Here is a 17,322-nt window from a genome sequence, read left to right as displayed (position 1 = left end):
GATCCCGCATCCCTGACCCGACCCGCATCCCTGACCCGACACGGACAAGGACCGACGAAAGGACATGTTATGGCCATAAAAACATCGACCCGTCCTGACAGTGGGCCAGACCGTACCGTCCTGGTGATTTACGGCACCCGTCCAGAAGCAATCAAGATGGCACCGGTGGTCCGTGAACTGGCGGCCTCGCCGTTTTTCCGTCCCGTCGTCGCCGTCACCGGCCAGCACCGGAGCATGCTCGACCAGGTCAACAACCTGTTCGGCATCGTTCCCGACGTCGATCTCGACGTCCTCCAGCAGGGCCAGACGCTCGCCGGGGTCACCACCCGGTCGCTCGGCGGCCTGGAGGCGGCCATCACGGAGATCCAACCGCACATCGTGATCGTCCAGGGGGATACGACCACGACGTTCACGGGCGCGCTCGCCGCCTTCTACCTGGGGGTTCCCGTCGCGCACCTGGAAGCGGGCCTGCGCACGAACGACCCCACCTCACCGTTCCCCGAAGAGATCAACCGCCGGCTGACCACCCAGCTCGCCGACCTGCATCTGGCGCCCACCCCCACCAGTCGTGACAATCTCCTCGCAGAGGGCGTCAAGCCGGACACGGTTCTCGTCGTCGGCAATACCGTGATCGATTCGTTGCTCTGGGTTGTCAAGGAGCCTGTGCCGAAAGACGACCCGTTGCTGGCGGAGTTGGAGCGCAACGCTTCCGGCGACCGGCCCGTGCTCCTTGTCACCGCCCACCGGCGGGAATCCTGGGGCGAGCCGATGCGCAATATCGGAGAGGCGCTCGCGCAGCTCGCGACGGAGCGGCCAGATCTTCTGATCGTCTTTCCGATCCATCGCAACCCGACCGTGCGTGCAGCAATCATGCCCGCCGTCAGCGGCCTGACGAACGTGGTGGTCTCCGATCCGGCCGACTACACCGCCTTCGCCCACCTGATGAGTCGCGCCACCATTGTGCTCACCGACAGCGGGGGAGTCCAGGAAGAGGCGCCAAGCCTCGGCAAACCGGTGCTCGTCATGCGGGACAACACCGAGCGGCCCGAAGGCGTGGATGCCGGGACGGTGGCACTGGTCGGCACGGACCCCCGCCGCATCGTCGACGGCGTCGGTCGGCTCCTTGATGAGCCGGCTGCGTACGCGGCAATGGCGGAAGCGGTGAACCCGTACGGCGACGGCGGCGCGGCGCGGCGCAGCGTTGCGGCGCTGGCGCACTACTTCGGTTTGGGTCCGCCGGTCGACGAGTTCGTACCCCGGTTCCGTCCACCGGTCGGCCCGGCGACCATCGGTGTGCCACGCCAGGCTCGCACTCCGGTGGGCCGCTCCGCCAGCCGTGCGTCCACGGGTGCCACTGATGATCATCAGCCTGTCCAGGTCAACCAGATCCATCCCGAAAGGACGTGATGTAGATGCGAACCCGCCGATTCCGCGGCTCCGTAGCAGCGATCTTAGTTGCCGTTCTGGCGCTTGTTGCGGGCCTGGTCAGTACGGCCACGGCGGCAACTGCGCAGCGGCCGCATTCCAGGGGAACATCGCAGCATCACAGCGATGCGCAGGTGTTGGCCGACGGTCAGCTGATCGCGCCACCGCCCCCACCGTCCACCTCACCCCCTCGCCGCGGGCCCCGGCCGGTGAGCTCCACTTCCGATTCCGCTGCGTCGGGGACGATCCGTCCGGCGGCCACCACCTCGGCGTTGCGCATCCAGTCGGCTGCCGTCACCGCGGTGGCGACAACTCCTTCCGGAACGTTGATTCTGTACGACACCACGGGCCAGTGGGGTTGGCTCGGCGAGCAGTACGCCATGCAGACGGCAAACCTCGTGTCCCACTTTGGTACCTGGAAGGCGCATCCGGTGGCCGCATACACGGCCGGTGAGATGGCGAACTACAAGGCGGTCGTCTACGTCGGCTCCACCTACGACGAGCAGGTGCCCACCGTTTTCCTCACCGACGTGCTGGGTGGTACCCGCCCGGTGGTGTGGATGTACGACAACATCTGGCAGCTGACCGCGCAGTCGCCGACGTTCGCCTCCACGTACGGCTGGAACTGGTCGCAGTTCGATGTCTCCTCCGTCGCCGAGGTCCGCTACAAGAACACCAGCCTGACCCGGTACACCCCCAACGGCAGCGGGATCATGTCCTATGCCAGCGTGGACACCACGAAGGCGACGGTGCTCGCCCAGGCGGTGCGCGCCGACGGGACGACCTTCCCCTGGGCCTTGCGGTCGAACAACCTCACCTATATCGGTGAGATCCCATATGCCTACACGGATGCGACAGATCGCTACCTTGCCCTGTCGGACCTCTTCTTCGACGTCCTCGCCCCGGCCACAGCGACCCGGCACCGCGCGCTCGTCCGGATCGAGGACGTCGGACCGGACGCCGACCCGGCCGAACTGCGTACGGTGGCCGACTACCTGTCGTCGGCCCAGGTGCCGTTTACCGTCGCGGTCTACCCGCGGTACCGGGACCCGAAGGGTGTGTACAACAACGGCACCCCGGTCGACACCACCCTGGCGAACACACCTGACGTGGTCAGCGCCCTGAAGTACATGGTGAGCAAGGGCGGGACACTGCTCATGCACGGCTACACCCACCAGTACTCGAACGTGGCGAATCCGTACGACGCTGTCAGCGCCGATGACTTCGAGTTCTTCCGGGCGCACATCGATGCCCTGAACAACGTCGTCTACGACGGTCCGGTGGCCGAGGACAGCCAGGCCTGGGCAGCCGGGCGCATGAACAGCGCCGCCACCGCGTTCACCGCGGCCGGCCTGCCTGTGCCGACGACGTTCGAGTTCCCGCACTACGCCGGCTCGGCCGCCGACTACGCCGCCGTGCGCGCCAAGTTCACCAAGGGCTATGACCGGCGCCTGTACTTCCGTAACCAGCTTGCCGGCGGGACCGTCGACGCCACCAAGTACGCCGGTCAGTTCTTCCCATATCCGGTCACCGACGTGAACGGCACCTATCTCATCCCGGAGAACATCGGGAACATCGAGCCGGAGCCGTTCAACAACCACCCGGCCCGGCTGCCGGCCGACCTGATCGACGCAGCCAAGCGGAACCTCGTGATTCGTGACGGGTTCGCGAGCTTCTTCTACCACGCCTATTATGGAAAGGCGTACCTGCGCGACACCGTTTCGGGGATAAAGAAGCTCGGCTACACCTTTGTCGCGGCGGGCACGGTCTAAAACATCGACCCCGGTCGTTGTGCGGCCGTCGGCCATGGGTCACCCACCCATGGCCGACGGCCGTGTCGATTGTCAGCGCCGTCGGCGGAATATTCGGTTGCCGAGCCATACCAGCGGGTCGTAGGAGGCGTCGACCACCCGCTCCTTGAGCGGAATGATCGCGTTGTCGGTGATGGTAATGTGTTCCGGGCACACTTCCGTGCAGCATTTGGTAATGTTGCAGTAGCCGATTCCGGCCTGCTCACGCAGCAGCTCCCGTCGATCCCCGGTGTCCAGCGGGTGCATCTCCAGTTCGGCATACCGGACCATCAGCCGCGGGCCGGCGAAGACCGGTTTGTTCTCCTCATGGTCGCGGATGACGTGGCAGACGGTCTGGCACAGGAAGCACTCGATGCACGTGCGGAACTCCTGGACGCGGTCGACGTCCTCCTGCTTCATCCGGTGGTGTCCGTCGGCACCGGCGGGCGGCCCCGGCGCGAATGCCGGCACCTGCGCGGCCTTCTCGTAGTTGTACGAGACGTCCGTGACGAGATCCCGAATCACCGGGAACGTCCGTAGCGGGGTCACCGTGATGGTGTCGCTCGGCGCGAACAGATTCAGGCGGGTCATGCACATCAACCGGGGCCGGCCGTTCACCTCGGCACTGCACGACCCGCATTTACCGGCCTTGCAGTTCCACCGGACGGCCAGATCTGGGACCTGTGTCTGCTGGAGCCTGTGCAGTGCGTCGAGGACGACCATGCCCTCCTCGACGCTGACCGTGTAGTCGTGCAGATCACCGCCGTCGGCATCGCCCCGCCACACCTGCAGCGCCAGGTTGTATGCGGCCATCAGGCACCCTTTCCGCTGGTCGCGGCTGCTTGGAACAGATGGGCCAGCTCCGCCGGCAGCGCCGGCAGCGGTTCGGCGGTCAGGACAAGCCGGTCCGCGCGCAGCCGCAGAACGTGGTTCACGGTGGCGAACACCGGATCGGGATGCGGGAAGTCGTCGCGGGTGTGCCCGCCGCGGCTTTCCCGGCGGGCCAGCGCGGACCTGGCGATGCATTCCGCGACGGTGAGCAGTGACCGCAGGTCGACGGCGAGATGCCAGCCGGGGTTGTACTGCCGGTGACCGGCGACGGCGACCCGGCGGGCACGGGCCTGCAACGCTTCGATCTCCATCAGCGCCCGGACGAGTTCGGGCTCGGTCCGGATGATCCCGACCAGATTCTGCATCACTTCCTGCAGGTCGAGCTGCAGCTGATAGGGGTTCTCCGGGGCCGCCTCCCCAGCGGTGGCGGAGAACGGCACGAGGGCCTGCTCGGCGATCGCGTTGACCTGTGCGTCGTCAGCCACGCCGCGAGCCTCCGCCGGCACCGTCCGCGCGTACCACGCGGCGTGCAGCCCCGCCCGCCGGCCGAAGACGAGCAGGTCGGACAGGGAGTTGCCGCCCAGCCGGTTCGAGCCGTGCATGCCGGCCGCGCACTCGCCCGCGGCGAACAGTCCGGGTACCGTCGCCGCCGCGGTGGCCGGGTCGACCTTGATGCCACCCATGACGTAGTGGCACGTCGGGCCGACTTCCATCGGATCTCTGGTGATGTCGACGTCGGCCAGCTCGGTGAACTGGTGGTACATGGACGGCAGCCGGCGGCGGATGTAATCCGGGTCACGGCGGGATGCGATGTCGAGGTACACCCCGCCGTGCGGCGAGCCCCGGCCGGCCTTGATCTCGGCGTTGATGGCCCGCGCCACCTCATCGCGGGGGAGCAGTTCGGGTGGCCGGCGCGCGGTCACCTTGTCGGTGTACCAGCGGTCAGCCTCCTGCTCGGTGTCGGCCGTCTCAGCAGCGAAGATCGGCGGGATGTAGTCGAACATGAAGCGACGGCCCTCGGAGTTGAGCAGTACACCGCCGTCGCCCCGGACACCCTCGGTGACGAGGATTCCCTTCACTGACGGTGGCCAGACCATGCCGGTGGGGTGGAACTGGACGAACTCCATGTCCATCAGCGCGGCCCCCGCCCACAGCGCGAGTGCGTGGCCGTCGCCGGTGTACTCCCAGGAGTTCGATGTCACCTGGTAGGACTTGCCGATGCCGCCGGTGGCGAGCACCACTGCGGGCGCGTCGAAACGCACGAAGGTCCCGGACTCACGCCAGTACGCCAGCGCGCCGGTGACCGGCGGTCCGTCACGGTCGGGCACGTCCTGCGCCGGTGCGGTCTCTTGGCGCCCCGCCGTCAGCAGGCGCAACACCGTGCATTCCATGAAGACGTCGACATGCTTGCTGACCAGCCGATTCTGCAGGGTACGGATCAGCTCCAGGCCGGTGCGGTCCCCGACATGGGCGAGCCGGGCGAAGCGGTGGCCGCCGAAGTCACGCTGGAGGATCCGTCCATCGGGCGTCCGGTCGAAGACCGCGCCCCACTCTTCCAACTCCCAGACCCGGTCGGGCGCCTCCTGCGCGTGGATCTGGGCCATCTGCCACTGGTTGAGCATCTTTCCGCCGCGCATCGTGTCGCGAAAGTGCGTCTGCCAGCTGTCCTCGGGCCACACGTTACCCATTGCGGCCGCGATACCGCCTTCGGCCATGACGGTGTGTGCCTTGCCGAGCAGGCTCTTGCAGACGACGGCGACCCGGGCACCCTGTTCGTGCGCCTCCAGCGCCGCGCGCAGGCCCGCGCCCCCCGCGCCGATCACCACGACGTCGTATGCGTGCGTCTCCGAGATCGATGATGGTGTCATGGCCGCTCACGCCACCCAGTGGTAGTCGTGGATGTGACCACTTGCGACCAGCCAGATGTAGAAATCGGTCGCCATGATCCACAAAAGGCTCGCCCAGGCCCAGACGAGGTGGCGCCGGTTGAGCGCCGAGACCCCCCGCCACAGCCGCCGGCGCACCGGGTGCGCGGACAGGGTCCGCAGCCCGCCCCCGCACAGATGCCGGAACGAATGGCAGGAAAACGTGTAGAGGCCGAGGAGCACCACGTTGACCGTGAGGATGCCGGTGCCGACGCCGATGCCGAAACTGCCGTCGAAGCTGAACGCCCGGACAGCCTCGTAGGTGAGCAGACCCACGAACAAGGCGCCGAAGTACAGGAAGTAGCGGTGCACGTTCTGCAGCAGCAACGGGAACCGGGTCTCACCGCTGTACCTGCGCCGGGCGTCGGGAACCGCGCAGGCCGGCGGTGCCCACCAGAATGATCGGTAGTACGCCTTCCGGTAGTAGTAGCAGGTGAGCCGGAAGCCGAGCGGGAAGATCAGAATCAGGATGGCGGGTGAGATCCAGGGCACATCGCCGAGCAGTCCGGAGCCGAGCGCATCGGTCGGGCAGGAGTCGGTCAGGCAGGGCGAATAGAACGGCGACAGGTACGGATGCGCGTAGTAGTTGCCATTGCGGAACGCCGCCCACGTCCCGTAGACGACGAAGCCGGTGAGCACGGCCACCGTGATGGTGGGCGCTACCCACCATCGGTCCCGTCTCAGGCTGGGTTGGGTGATCCTCGCTCGGGCCGCGCCGGTGCTGGGCGCGGTGGCTCCGGTGGAACCCCGATTGTCGGGATGACGGGCATCCGTCTGCGTCGGCATGGCGCTCCTTGGTTCCCCCCGGGCCGCAGCGCGATCATGGAGCTTCGGGGCGCTGGGGCCCTGGCGTGTTCTCCTTGAGTGGTGTTCTCCCGGTTGCGTTTCGGTCGGCTGGGGCGGACCGACGACAGGCCGCGAACTGTGGCGCGGCCCGTCGTCCCATGCTCACACCCGGACGCGGCGCCGGCGGCGCGGCGACACGGAGCGACCCCGCTGCCACCCGCCGGCAACCCCCTCGTCGTCGCATTCGGGCTGGAACTCAGGCTCGCCCTGGCGGGCCGGCACGAACACGGGTTCACTGCCTTCGGAGTACACCGAGCAGGCGGAGGTGCCCGCCGTGCCGGCATCGGCCAGGCCGCTCGTTTCGCTGCGGCTGAGGGTTTCGGCCCCCAGGTCGTCGAGGTCCTCCAACACCCGGCGCACGTCCGCCTCGAGACGGCCGGCCAGGCGTGAGCTGGGCGCGTGGCGGCGTACGCATCGCACATGACGTTGTGCTTCCGCAACCGCCCTGGTTATGGCGAGAAGCTCGTCCCGTAGGCTTGTCGACTGCACGATTCGCCACCTCCGTGGTTCCACCTGCCGGTCGGCGACCTTCGGGCCGGGTGTCGGTACCCGTTCCCGCTGCCGAGCCGGTCACATCGATGACACATTACGTTCACACAGCAGTATGATCGACGGGCGGAAGGTTGGCCAGAGGCAGGGAACTTCTGACCGTGCCGGGATGCCAGAAGGCGGTGGCGGGCCGGGTCGGGGGACCTGTTCGCGAAATCTTCCTGTCATGTCCCGATCGTGGTCATGTCCCGGACGTGGACGTGGACGTGGACGTGGACGTGGTGCGGGACGTGCGGAGCGCCCGGGTCGCGCTTTCGTCAACGGCGAGGCCTTCGGGATCCCTGATCGGGTCGCCGGTGACGACGACACCGTAATCGCGCGCCGCACCCTCGATCGTGACGTATTCGTCACGCACGTCGTGCAGGACCCGCAGCGGATCGCGTTCCAGCGCGTCTCCCCAGCCACCCGCCCCGTTGCAGACAAAACGGATCATCGTGTTGGCCGACGCCGCAACCGGGGTGAGCAGGAAGCGGTACTCACCGTCGGGGTCGAGCTCGTGCGTCTGCGGGTTGACGACCCCCATCAGCGGTGTCGCCTCGCTGTAGATCGGGCTCGACATGGTCAGCGGCAGGATGGCGGGCTGCTGGGCGAGCGGTGACGTCGCGGGGTCCCACAGCCAGCCACCGGCAAGGCTCCCGGGTCGGCCGCCGTACACGCCGCCGTTGCCCGGGGGCCGCTTGACGTGGAAGGTGGAGATCCGGTGTTCGGCCGGGGTCAACCAGAGACTGTCGGTGACGCTGGCCGAGCCGCTGCGGTGCTTGCCTGCGCCGGCGGTGTCGGGAACATAGTCGCGCCGAAGCACGACGACGGGGTTGTCTGCTTCGCCCTGCTCGGTTCCGCCGTCGAGTAGATTCAGAATCATCATGAGCTGACTTGAGTCGGCATCGCCGTCCCTGGTGGCACCCCATGGCCCCGCCGGGGTCACGGTCGCGCCGGCCGAGCTGAACCACGGGGTTCCGCCGGTGGTGACACCGCTGGCAAAATGAATCGTACCTCCCCATGAGTCCGGCGCGACTGCGTACTCGCCCAGTACACCGTTGATGGCGCTGAAGGTCGCGTTGATGATTGCCAGGACTGGTTCCCAGTAGAACATGCAGCAGTGCGGTGGCGACGGGTTGATGATGCTGTCGGCGGGCAGCAGCACGTCGACGTCTCGCAGGGACGCCGAGGTGAACGGGCTTTTGGGGTCGATGAGGTACTTGAGCGCGATGGCCACGGCGGTTTTCGCGTCCAGCCACGAGCAGTTGATGGCCGAATTCGTCGCGGGCGAGGAGCCGCTGAGGTCGAACTCCGCCCGGCCCCCCCGTTTGTTGATGCGGACCCGGACGACATGCTCCGCGTCGTCGCTGAGACCATCGCTGTCGAGCCGCTCTTCGCCCTCGTAGATTCCGTCGGGCAGCCGTTCGAGTGCGTTGCGCATGGTTTCCGCGGCAGCGTCGCACGCATAGCGGATGCCCCCCAGATATGCCGGCAGTCCATATTTCTCCAGGGTTTCCAGGAGGAGGCCGGCGCCCAGCTCGAGCGAGGTGTGGATGGTCTGGATGTCGGGCAGCACGATCGGACCGAGACGGGTGTTGTCGAGAATGAGGCTGAACGTCGGCTTGACGGGCTTTCCCGCGCTGTAGAGCAGGGTCGGCGGCAGTACCAGACCGTCTTCGTAGAGGTCGGTCTTGGTGACCTCGAAGCCGCCGATGGTCCGGCCGCCCCAGTCGAGCATGTGCGCGCGGATGGTCACCGCGCCGACGAGTTCGCCGGCACTGAAGACCGGCCGGATGAAACAGACGTCGTTGAGGTGTGTTCCCACCCGGTAGGGATCGTTCACCATGATGACGTCGCCCGCCACGATGCGGTCGAGGCCGTACTCCTCGAGGGCGATGCGGACCGCGTCCGGGATGGAGCCGAAAAACAGCGGAATCGTCTGGGCCACCGCCGGCATCGCGTGGTTCAGCGAGGGCGGACCGGTCACGGCTGCGGAGATGTCCGTCGACTCGCGGATCTGCGGTGAGAACGCGTAGGTGATGAGCTGGCTGCAGACGTGTTCCATGATGTAACGGAAGCGGCTGGAGATCACTGATGCCGTGAAGCGGTCACACTGGTACAGCTGTTCGAACTCGGTGTCGCCGAGGTCCCGCAATGCGGCACCGGTGCCATTCCGAATTCCGGTCTGGGTCGTCATCATCCCTATCCTTCGCAAGAAGCTGGTTCGCCTGGCTCAGGCGATGCTGAGCTCGCCGTATTCCCCGACTGTTGCCGTGTGACCGGCTGGCACGAACGTCGTGGACATGGGCTCGCGGATGATGGCTGGTCCCGCGATCCGATGCCCCGCCAGTAGTTTCGTGCGCTGGTATTCGGACGCCGGGACGTCGTGCCCATACAGATGGCTCAGTGTCGTCGTCGCGTCGGCCTGCGGTGCCACGTCCGAGGCGACCTCGACCTTGGGGTACTCGGCCTTGTCGGAAGGAACGAACATCTGTACCCGAAAGGTGACGCCCTGGACGGGAAACATCTCGAAGCGGTTGCTGTTGCGCCGTTGGTAGGCGTCGTGGAAGGTCTTGATCATCGTGGTGATCGTGTCCGAGGTGATGGTCCCCCCGGGTACCTCGACGAACGGCGTTTCCCAACTCTGGCCGTACAGCCGGCCGTCAAAGCTGCGAACGATCCGGACCGCGTTCGTGTCGATGCCCTGGCGGGCCAGCAGACCGTCCTCCATCTCCCGGAACAGCCGGTCGACGGTGTCCGCGGTTTCAGGGGACAGGAACGTGTACGAACTGCGCTGGTCGGAGAACACCTGGTCGGAGCTGACCAGGCCGAGCGCGCTGAACAGGCCCGGATGGGGAGGAACGATCACCCGTCGCAGCGGGACGAGGTCCAGCAGGGACGGAAGCAGCATCGGTCCCGCGGCACCGAACGCGACCAGGCTGAAGTCGCGCGGGTCGATCCCCCTGCGGATGGCGATGTTCAGCAGGCCTTCGGCGATGTTGTTCAGGCCCATCTTCCACGCGAAGGCGACCCGTTGTCCCAGGGACAGGGATGTGTCCAGGCTTTCGAACGCGGCCTGGGCCAGCTCGGGATGAAGGGCCATCGTGCCGCCGAGGAAGCCGTCCGCGGACAGCACTCCCATGAGCAGCCCGGCGTCGGTGAGGGTGGGGCGGGTTCCGCCCTGGCCGTAGGCGGCGGGCCCCGGGTCGGCACCGGCGCTGTCCGGACCCACCTGGATCTCGCCGGTCGGGGTGATCGCGACGATACTGCCGCCACCGGCGCCAAGCGTCACGATGTCGGTGGAGAGCGCGTTGATGACAAGGTCGTGTTCGAGCTCGAAGGTCGTGTTCGACCACGGTGTGCCGTCGATGACCACGCTGATGTCGACCGACGTGCCGCCGACGTCCGCGCAGAGCAGGTTCTCATCACCGATAAGCCGGCCGAAGTGGGCGCTTGACACCGTGCCCGCGGCCGGCCCGCCGACGACGAGGCGGTACGGCTGCTCCATCGCGTAGTCGGCCGGCATCAGCCGGGCTGCGCAGTCGGCGTAGTTGAACGTCCCGGTGAAGCCGAGGTCGTGCAGGCCGGTGGTCAGCCGGTCGGTGTATCGAGTGTATTTGATCTTCATGATGACGTCGACAACGGTGGTCGACGCGCGGCCGTACTCCTTGGCCAGCGGCGACACACTGCTGGAAATCGAACAGACCACGTCACCGAGCTCCTCGGCGACGAGCTCGCGCAGCCGTCGCTCGTGCGCCCCGTCGACGTAGGAGTTGATCAGGCAGATGGCGACGCCCTCGACGTTGCAGGCCGCGAGGACGCGCAGTTCCTCGCGCGCCTGCTCCTCGTCGAGAGCGATCAGGACGTCGCCCTGGGCGGTGATCCGCTCCTTGATGCCGCGCCGCAGATACCGCGGCACCAGGGGTCGGGACGCGTCGCCGATGCCGCGGCGCCACGACATGTCGGTCAGCGCCGTCCACGGTCGTACCAGCCGGCCTCGGTCGAGGATGTCGCGGTGGCCGAGTGTCGTCAGAAAGGCGACCTTGGGAATACGCCTCGTGATGATCGAGTTGAGACCGGCGGTGCTGGCGAGGTTGAACACGTCCGCCGTGGAGACATCAATGTCCGCGGCGCCGCGCAGGACCGAGGTCTCGCTCGTCCGAACGTCGGTCGGCACCTTGGCGACCCTGATCTGGCCGTCGTGGATGGCGACCACGTCGGTGAAGGTGCCGCCGACATCGACGCCGACAATCTTCCTGTCCATCACAGGGTGTCCTCCAGTCGCATGACCGTGCCAAGGCGCGACCAGGGTGTGCGGGATACCGAGCAGAGGCACGCGCGACACTTCACGACTTCGAACCAGCCGCCGTCGGACAGCACCGGATAACGCTGTAACCCGGCTTCGCCGCATTCGGGACAGATACCTTCGGTGTCTTCTCGTCTTACGGAAAGTATCGGTATGGGTGGACTCGTGGACTGTGGCACTTCTCGACCTCCTGACGAGTATGGCCGACGTCTGCACGGGCAATGGCCGGGCAGACGTGTTCCTTTGATGCCGGGATTCTTGTCGACGACGGTTTCGCCCGGGTGGACGAAAACGATCCGGGCGGCCCGGCAAAGCGGTACCATCCGGATCGTTTCGCGTCGATGTGGTATGTAATGATAGTGATGTTAAAAGAGATTGTCAATATATTTCAGCAAACTTATATAACTATATAAGGCCATCCCCGTCCGCCCCCCGTTGCGTAGACGAGACCCGGTGAGTCGATCAAGGTCAGAATGCCGGGCCGGTCCGGGTGTCGGGTTCGCGGATTGTCCGTGTTATCCGTGTTGTCAGAACACCGCGGTTCCGTGGGTGGGCGACGAGGCCCGCGCGTGGTGACGCCTGGGTATGCGCCCGGCCCGTGCCGCGAGTCGCCCCGCCCGCACGCCGGCTGCCATGGCCGCCGCCATGAGGGCGGGGTCCTGGGCCCGGGTGACCGCGGATGCGAGCAGCACGGCGTCGCAGCCGAGTTCCATGGCCAGCGCCGCGTCGGAGGCGGTGCCGATCCCGGCGTCGAGGACGACGGGAACCTCGGCCTCGGCGACGATCAGCTCGATGTTGTGGCTGTTGCGGATTCCCAGCCCGGTGCCGATGGGCGCGCCCAGCGGCATCACCGCGGCGCAGCCGGTCTGTTGGAGCCTGCGGGCGAGCACCGGATCGTCATTGGTGTAGGGCAGGACGGTGAACCCGTCGGCGACCAGACGTTCGGCCGCGTCGAGGAGCTCGAGTGGGTCCGGTAGCAGCGTGTAGTCATCCGCGACCACCTCTAGTTTGATCCAGTCCGTTTCCAGCGCCTCCCGGGCGAGCTGCGCGGTCAGGACGGCCTCGTGGGCGGTGCGGCAGCCGGCGGTGTTCGGCAGTATCCGGACACCGCAACCGGCGAGCATGTCCAGTACCGACCCGGGTGTCGCGGTATCGACCCGTCGCATGGACACCGTGCACATGGCCGTGCCGGACGCCTCGATCGCCGCCGCCATGACGGCCAGGCTCGGCGCCCCACCGGTACCCATGATCAGCCGGGAAGCGAGCTCCTCGCCTGCGATGACCAGGATGTCGTCGGCCATGTCAACCTCCCTGGGTCGCGGTGAGAATCTCCACGTGCTGACCAGCGCGTAGCTCCAGCTCCGCCCATCGACTGCGGGGGGCCACAACGCCGTCGACCGCGGCGGCGGTTCCCCGGCCAGCCCCGGCCAGGTCCGCGATGAGCTGGTGCAGGGTGGTGCCGGCCGGTACCTGCATGGCTTCGCCGTTCACGGTGAGAGTCATCCGCCATCCTCCTCAGAACCTGGTCGGGGTTACCGCGGGCTCGAACCTGGCCGGGGTGAACGGTGTGACCTCGGCGGGCATGGCACCGTCGGCGAGCAGGCCGGCGATGGCATCCGCGGTCACCGGGGTGAGCAGCACGCCGTTGCGGTAGTGGCCGACGGCCAGCACGAGCCCGGGCACCCGGGACGGACCGATGAGCGGTGCGTTGTCGGGCGAGGCGGGCCGCAGGCTGGTGCTCACCTCTTCGAGCTCGGCCTCGCCCAACCCCGGCACGAGGGCCTGGGCGTCGCGCAGGAGTTCGTACACGGCGCCGGCACGCGGGCTCAGGTCGAATCCGACCTCCTCGCTGCTGGCTCCGACCACGACCCGGCCGTCGCCGCGCGGCACCAGGTACACCGGGGCGCCACGGACCGAGCCCCGCAGCACGCAGGTAAGCAGGGGTGGCCCGACGGTCCGCAGCCGCAGCGTCTGGCCCTTGACCGGTCGGACCGCGGGCAGGGCCTCCGGTGGCAGCCCACCGATCCGGGCCGACCACGCCCCGGCGGCCAGCACGACTACCGGCGCTGTCAGGTCGGTGCCGTCGGCGAGCCGCAGCCCGACGACCCGACCACCGCGCAGCAGCCATTCCCGGGCGGCCACCCGGACCATGGTCACCCCCTCCCGCTCGCATGCCCGCAGCAGTGCGTGATGCAGAAGGCGGTTGTCGACCTGGTGGTCACCCGGCGCCGCCAGCGCCCCGACGAGCCCGCTCGCCGATGCCGGGACCCTGGCGCGCAACTGGTGTCGGGTCAGCAGCTCGGTCTCCAGACCCAGCGACCGCGCGAAGCCGTGGATGTCACGCAGACCGGCCATGTCCGCAGCGTCCCAGGCTGCCACCAGCGTCCCGCACCGCAGGTAACCGATGTCGCAACCACTGCTGCGTTCCAGCTCGTCGACGAAGGCGGGGTAACGCAGCGCAGAAGCCGTGTTCAGCTCAAGGAGCGGCCGCTCACCGTAGTGAAGCTCGGTGACGGGGGCCAGCATGCCCGCGGCCGTCCTGCTCGCGCCCGACCCCGGCGCGGGATCGACGATGGTCACCGACAGTCCACGTAGCCGGGCGCGCCACGCCACCCCAAGACCGATCACGCCCGCGCCGGCCACGATGACGTCCACGCCGGACGCTGCTGGACCCGATCTCCGGGCGCCGGCCCCGCCTGCCTGCATGAGCCTCCTTCTCCCGGGCAGCTTCTCCCTCGCAGCGTTGCGTCGTGCAGCGTTGCGTCGTGCAGCGTTGCGTCGTGCAGCTTTGCGTCGTGCAGCTTTGCGTCGTGCAGCTTTGCGTCGTGCAGCTTTGCGTCGTGCAGCCTGCCGTGCCGCGGTCAACCTCACCCGACACCGTCGGAGGCCCCGGATGCAAGTTTCGTCGTTGGGGGCACCGCAGGGCCGGTCAACCATTCTTACCTTGTGTAAACTGTCCTGACTTTGTGTAACGTCGGGGATGACGCCACGTTGGGCGAACCGTGTGGGAAGGTGTCCGCCATGAGGTACGCGCCGGTTCCCGACCGGTCGGCGATACGGTCGATTGTGAGGTCGGCGGTGTGTCCGGCCGGGAGCACCTCGTCGGCCCGGGTTCTGCGGGCCACCACTGCGCTCGGTGCCACCGCCGCCGTGGCCTATGCCGCGCCCTCGGTGGCCACCCTGCGCCACCTGCGAACGCGCGTCGTGCCCGTCCTCGCCGGGGTTGGCGCGCCGGACCACGTGGCCTTGACCTTCGACGACGGCCCCGACCCGGCGTCCACCCCCTTGTTCCTCGACGTGCTCACCGAACTGGACATCCGGGCCACGTTCTTCGTCCTCGGGACGATGGTGGAGCGGGCACCCGAGCTTGCCCAGCGGATGGCGGAGGCCGGCCATGAGCTTGCGGTCCACGCCTGGGATCACCGACCGATGCTGCTGCGGGGTCCGCTGTCGACCTACCGTCAGCTCAGGCGCACCCGAGATCTGATCACCGCCGTCACCGGCCAGGAGCCGCGGTTTGCCCGGCCGCCGCACGGCATCCTGTCGGCCGGTTTCCTCTTCGCCGCCAGCAGGCTGCATCTCACGCCGGTGTTATGGACCGCCTGGGGTCGGGACTGGACCGCAACGGCCACGCCGCTGAGCGTCCTGGACACCCTCGCGCCCGATCTGCGCGGCGGCGGCACCATCGTGCTGCATGACTGCGACTGCACGTCCGCGCCACAGGCGTGGCGCAGCGCCCTCGGCGCGTTGCCGGAACTCGCCGCCCGCTGCCACGATCTGGGACTTCGGCTGGGTCCCCTCGCCGAGCACGGCCTCGACGCTTCGTGGTCGCCGGGCGACAGCGGCGTGGATCAAGGGGTGGGCCCGGCCCGCGCTCGCGGTGCGGACCGGGCTCCGCGGCGCGGGTGCCGGTGGTCTCAGGCGTCGGGGTACAGCGAGTAGCTCGGGAAGTTGCCGTACAGCCGCTCGGTCGGGTCCGCTCCGACGGTGACGGCGTGGACGAGGTGGTCGCCCCCGACAAAGGCACCCTTCCAGGACGCACCGCGGCCGCCGAACGGTTCGGCCCGGTCGCCGCGCGAACGTGGCTTGTTGATGCCCACCTTGAATGCGTGGATCTCACTGCTCAGCCGGCGGGCGAGCGCCTCGTCATCACAGGCCAGCGATGCCACCAGCGCACCGTTGGACGCGTTCATCGCGGCCAGCAGCTCGGCTTCGGAGTCGACCACCACGATCGTGTCCACCGGGCCGAACGGCTCGGCATGGTGCAGCGCGCAGGACGGCGGGGGAGCGAGGATCGTCACCGGGGGTACATAGGCGGCCGTGTCCTGCCCGGGGATGAATGCGCCGTCTGCGATCGCTCCCCGGTACAGCGGAACCCCGCCCTTGGCGATCGCCTCGTCGACCTTGCCGGCGAGCTCGGCGGACTTCTCCGCGGTGATGACGGGCCCGAAGTCGAGCTCGGGCAGGGGATCGTCGTCATGCGCGACGGCCAGCGGATGGCCGAACCGCACCGAGGAGACCACGGGCAGGTAGGCGGCGAGGAACTGATCGAAAAGCTGGCGCTGGACCACATAGCGGGGATAGGCGGTGCACCGTTGCTTGCCGTATTCGAAGCCCTTCCGCAGATGCGCGGCAAGCAGATCCCACTGGGAGAACTCCCAGATACCCCAGGCGTTGAGGCCTTCCTGCTCGAGGAAGTGCCGCTTGCCCGTGTCCACCAGCGCGGCCGCGACCTGGCCGCCGGTGGAGCGTCCACCGACGAAGGCCAGAGCGCCGATCTCCGGTGCCCGCACCAGTGCGCCCGACAACCGGGAGCCGGACCCGGAAACCAGGGCCACCGGCAGGCCCTCGCGCCGCGCCAGGGCGCAGGCGAGCGTGAGGCAGGCGGCACCGCCGTCCGTCGGGGTCTTCGCGATTGCCGCGTTGCCGGCCAGAACCTGGACCAGCATCGCGTGCATGAGCACGCTCATCGGGTAGTTCCAGCTGGCGATGTTGCTGACCGGCCCGGGTAGGGGGGTGCGGCCGGCCAACATCGCGTCGATCTCCTCGACGTACCAGCGGACACCGTCGATGGCCCGGTCGACGTCCGTGCGTGCTAGCCGCCACGGCTTGCCGATCTCCCACACCAGCAGCAGGGCGAGCAGATCACGGTGGCTGTCCATGGCGTCCAGCGCGGCGCTCACCCGCATCTTGCGGTCGGCCAGCGGGACGTCCCGCCATCGTTTGTGGTCGTCCAGCGTCGCGCGGATGGCCTCCCGGGCCTCCTCGGGTTCGATCATGGGTGGTCCGGTGATGGGTGATCCGTCGAGCGGTGTGACGCTGCGCAGGGGTTCGCCGGTCCGGCGCCACTGACCGCCCCACAGATTGCGCAGCCGGTCGTCGGCGAACGCCTCGGGGGCGACCTGCGTGCACCGGGCGTAGGCGTCCGACCATGCGGTGCCGGGTTTGAGATGCAGCCGGGGTGTGCTGGGTGAGGTTGCGACCATGGGGTCAGGTTGCCTTTGATCGGCTTCAGGCGCCACTAGGAGCGACCGGCAACAGGGATGCGGCGTCGCAGGGGTCCAGAGTCCTGCCCCGCGATGGTTCGGGTCCGAGGGGACGCGAGCTGGACACGCACAATGTTACTTAGCGTAGCGCCATGGTGGGCGCGGGTGCGGGAGCCCCGGGATCG

At 67.9% G+C, this 17,322-nt stretch carries 15 protein-coding genes; 3 read left to right on the top strand and 12 right to left on the bottom strand.

Going from position 1 to position 17,322, the window contains the following annotated elements; genetic code table 11:
- Window positions 1-69: 69 nt before the first annotated feature.
- Window positions 70-1,407 carry a non-hydrolyzing UDP-N-acetylglucosamine 2-epimerase gene (gene wecB / locus U9983_RS06695; RefSeq protein WP_322753185.1) on the top strand — a complete coding sequence of 446 codons (1,338 nt, stop codon included), beginning with the start codon at window positions 70-72 and terminating at the stop codon, window positions 1,405-1,407.
- Window positions 1,408-1,573: 166 nt separating this feature from the next.
- Here the strand turns inward: wecB and U9983_RS06690 are convergent, their stop codons facing one another.
- The gene (locus U9983_RS06690) at window positions 1,574-1,723 is read right to left on the bottom strand and encodes a hypothetical protein (RefSeq protein WP_322753184.1); all 150 of its coding nucleotides are present in this window, start codon (window positions 1,721-1,723) and stop codon (window positions 1,574-1,576) included.
- 4 nt (window positions 1,724-1,727) lie between these two features.
- On the opposite strand from U9983_RS06690, the gene U9983_RS06685 reads away from it, so the two are divergent.
- Window positions 1,728-3,197, top strand: coding sequence for a polysaccharide deacetylase family protein (locus U9983_RS06685; protein ID WP_322753183.1), 1,470 nt, complete (start codon window positions 1,728-1,730; stop codon window positions 3,195-3,197).
- A 72-nt stretch (window positions 3,198-3,269) separates the two neighbouring features.
- Here the strand turns inward: U9983_RS06685 and U9983_RS06680 are convergent, their stop codons facing one another.
- From U9983_RS06680 to U9983_RS27745, 10 genes are all read right to left on the bottom strand, one after another.
- The gene (locus U9983_RS06680) at window positions 3,270-4,028 is read right to left on the bottom strand and encodes a succinate dehydrogenase/fumarate reductase iron-sulfur subunit (RefSeq protein WP_322750256.1); all 759 of its coding nucleotides are present in this window, start codon (window positions 4,026-4,028) and stop codon (window positions 3,270-3,272) included.
- Window positions 4,028-5,914, bottom strand: a complete 1,887-nt coding sequence (locus U9983_RS06675; protein WP_322753182.1) for a fumarate reductase/succinate dehydrogenase flavoprotein subunit — start codon at window positions 5,912-5,914, stop codon at window positions 4,028-4,030. Before U9983_RS06675 ends, U9983_RS06680 begins: the two co-directional genes overlap by 1 nt.
- A 6-nt stretch (window positions 5,915-5,920) precedes the next feature.
- Window positions 5,921-6,757, bottom strand: a complete 837-nt coding sequence (locus U9983_RS06670) for a hypothetical protein (protein WP_322753181.1) — start codon at window positions 6,755-6,757, stop codon at window positions 5,921-5,923.
- 162 nt (window positions 6,758-6,919) lie between these two features.
- On the bottom strand, window positions 6,920-7,306 hold the full coding sequence (locus tag U9983_RS06665) for a hypothetical protein (RefSeq protein WP_322750253.1): 387 nt from the start codon (window positions 7,304-7,306) through the stop codon (window positions 6,920-6,922).
- Between the two features lie 241 nt (window positions 7,307-7,547).
- On the bottom strand, window positions 7,548-9,545 hold the full coding sequence (locus U9983_RS06660) for a hydantoinase B/oxoprolinase family protein (protein WP_322753180.1): 1,998 nt from the start codon (window positions 9,543-9,545) through the stop codon (window positions 7,548-7,550).
- Window positions 9,546-9,578: 33 nt separating this feature from the next.
- Complete coding sequence (locus U9983_RS06655; RefSeq protein WP_322753179.1) at window positions 9,579-11,609, bottom strand: hydantoinase/oxoprolinase family protein; 2,031 nt, start codon at window positions 11,607-11,609, stop codon at window positions 9,579-9,581.
- 569 nt (window positions 11,610-12,178) lie between these two features.
- On the bottom strand, window positions 12,179-12,952 hold the full coding sequence (locus U9983_RS06650; protein ID WP_322753178.1) for a thiazole synthase: 774 nt from the start codon (window positions 12,950-12,952) through the stop codon (window positions 12,179-12,181).
- Between the two features lies 1 nt (window position 12,953).
- On the bottom strand, window positions 12,954-13,154 hold the full coding sequence (gene thiS, locus U9983_RS06645) for a sulfur carrier protein ThiS (RefSeq protein WP_322750248.1): 201 nt from the start codon (window positions 13,152-13,154) through the stop codon (window positions 12,954-12,956).
- Window positions 13,155-13,166: 12 nt separating this feature from the next.
- A complete protein-coding gene (gene thiO / locus U9983_RS06640; RefSeq protein WP_322753177.1) occupies window positions 13,167-14,357 on the bottom strand; it encodes a glycine oxidase ThiO in 1,191 nt (396 codons plus the stop codon).
- Window positions 14,276-14,452 carry a hypothetical protein gene (locus tag U9983_RS27745; protein ID WP_416211297.1) on the bottom strand — a complete coding sequence of 59 codons (177 nt, stop codon included), beginning with the start codon at window positions 14,450-14,452 and terminating at the stop codon, window positions 14,276-14,278. Before U9983_RS27745 ends, thiO begins: the two co-directional genes overlap by 82 nt.
- Window positions 14,453-14,672: 220 nt before the next feature.
- Here U9983_RS27745 and U9983_RS06635 point away from each other — a divergent pair, with 220 nt between their 5' ends.
- Complete coding sequence (locus U9983_RS06635) at window positions 14,673-15,593, top strand: polysaccharide deacetylase family protein (protein ID WP_322753176.1); 921 nt, start codon at window positions 14,673-14,675, stop codon at window positions 15,591-15,593.
- On the opposite strand, the gene U9983_RS06630 is transcribed toward U9983_RS06635, so the two are convergent.
- Entirely contained in the window at window positions 15,569-17,137 is a 1,569-nt protein-coding gene (locus U9983_RS06630) for an aldehyde dehydrogenase family protein (RefSeq protein WP_322753175.1), read from the bottom strand. The two genes, U9983_RS06635 and U9983_RS06630, sit on opposite strands and share 25 nt — an antisense overlap.
- Window positions 17,138-17,322 lie beyond the last annotated feature (185 nt).

The sequence above is a fragment of the Protofrankia sp. Cas3 genome (assembly GCF_963555955.1).
GTDB lineage: Bacteria > Actinomycetota > Actinomycetes > Frankiales > Frankiaceae > Protofrankia.
Note: the sequence above shows the minus strand (reverse complement) of the source record. Positions and strands in the feature narration are given on the sequence as shown.